Raw genomic sequence first — 2,060 nt, 5'->3', positions numbered from 1 at the left:
GCCGCCTGCTCCCAACACGCCCCCAACGAGCACCTGCTGCTCCCCATCGCCCGCGAAGGCCTGGGCATCATGGCCGGCCTGTGGTGGGACCTGGGGGAGGAATCGCGAGACTTCGAGCGATTCACTGGACAGCAATGAAAGCACAATCCGCAAACTGCAAAATTTCTCGCAAAAACGCAAAGAAGAATCACGTTCCCGGCGTGGAGGGCTGAGATAAAAGCGGAACAGCAGGGGGGTGGCCTCCGGCGGCCAAGGGCTTTCAGCCCTTGGAACCCTGACCAACTTTAAAAAGTTGGATCAAACTTTTTGATGGGTTGGGTTTGTGAGAGCTTCTAACAAAACCAATGGGAGTAATTTATTTTGATGATTAAATACCTTGATTGTAATCTCGGAGAAACCCCACCCTTCCGCGGCTAACGCCGCTCCCTCCCTCCCCGTACACGTGGAGGGAAAACCGCCACGACACATTAAGGGAAGACACCCCTCCACGCGGCTGTTCAAATTGCCGTGGGGAGGGGAGACACCGCGAAAGCGGTGTGGGGGAGGGGTTTCGCCGCATATGCCTCTCCGCGCAAGCCTGCGCGGAGGGGTTATGAGATAATACATCCAACCTTTGAATCACCTCATCATACTCATTGAAATTAAATTATTTTCGTTTTGTTGGAAGCTCCAAGTATATATAACAATGAGTTTCAAGGAACAAAATTAATTCCCGATCCAGCTATTGAAAAAACGAGGCATGGGTAATGATGAGACGATCCCCTGTCCGGCTGCTGTTGCTGCTGTTCACGATAACCGCCTTTGCCGTTCCGGCGGGCGGAGAAGTGATCACCGTCCGCAAGGAGGTGCGCCAACTGCTGGGCAGCGCCATGTCCCAGGACGACGCCCGTATCGCCGCCATCGCCATGGCCAAGCGGCTGGCTCTGGAGGAGGCCGGCACATACCTGGAAACCCTCTCCGTGGTGCGCAACGCCGAGCTTGTGCAGGACGAGATCCTGGCGCTATCCAGCGGCGTCCTCAAGACCGAGATCGTGGAGGAACAGCCCTTCATGGAGGGCAGCGCCTTCGGCATCCGGGTCGTGGCCATGATCCGCGTTGACACTACGGGCCTGGAAGAGCGGGTGAAAACCCTGCTCGCCGACCGCGTTCAGATGCAGCGACTGAAGGATTCGGAACGGCGCGTGAAAACCCTGCTGGCGCGGGTGAAGGAACTGGAGGAGCGCATGGCCCGCATGAACGCCGGAGCCTCCCCGGAAGAAAAGGAAACCCTCAAGACCGCCTTCCGTGAAAACACCCACCGCCTCACCGCACAGCAATGGTATGAAAAAGGAACAGCCCTGTGGGACAGCAAGAAACGGCGCTTCGATCTGCCGGAAAAGGCCATTGAATACTTCGGTCAGGCTATTCGGATCGATCCCGGGTACCCCGCTGCCTACAATGGGCGGGGCATTGCTTATGATGACCTGAAGCAGCACCAGCGGGCCATTGAGGACTATGACCAGGCCATCCAACTTGATCCCGACGATGCCACGGCCTACGTAAACCGTGGTGCCACCAACAACAATTTGAAGCAATACCGGCGGGCTATCGAGGACTTGGACCAAGCCATCCAAATTGATCCCGATATTGCCTCTGCCTACAACAACCGGGGCAATGCCTATAAAAACCTGAAGCAATACCGGCGGGCCATCGAGGACCTCGATGTGGCCATCCGCCTCGATCCCTCACTGGCGGGTGCCTACAATAACAGGGGCAGTGTTTATGGTTCACTGAAGCAATACCAGCGGTCCATTGAAGACCTCGATATGGCCATCCGCCTTGATCCCGACCTTGCCACTGCCTACGGCCTGCGGGGCATTGTATATACTCTCCTGAGGCAGGATCGGCGGGCAATCGAAGACTTCGGCGAGGCCATCCGACTCGATCCCGATCTGGCCATGGCATATGTCGGCCGGGGATTCGCCCACGACGCGCTGGGAGAACAGGAACAGGCCAAGCGGGATTGGCGGCGGGCTTGCGAGTTGGGTGAAAAGCAGGTGTGCAATCGGTAGTGGCTAACA

At 57.1% G+C, this 2,060-nt stretch carries 1 protein-coding gene; it reads left to right on the top strand.

Going from position 1 to position 2,060, the window contains the following annotated elements:
- The first annotated feature begins 746 nt into the window (after positions 1-746).
- Entirely contained in the window at positions 747-2,051 is a 1,305-nt protein-coding gene (locus FVQ81_18460) for a tetratricopeptide repeat protein (GenBank protein MBW7998514.1), read from the top strand.
- The last annotated feature ends 9 nt before the right edge of the window (positions 2,052-2,060 follow it).

Source organism: Candidatus Glassbacteria bacterium, assembly GCA_019456185.1.
Classification (GTDB): domain Bacteria; phylum Gemmatimonadota; class Glassbacteria; order GWA2-58-10; family GWA2-58-10; genus JAJRTS01.
The sequence above is the reverse complement of the archived record's forward strand: the minus strand, read 5'-3'. Positions and strand labels throughout refer to the sequence as shown.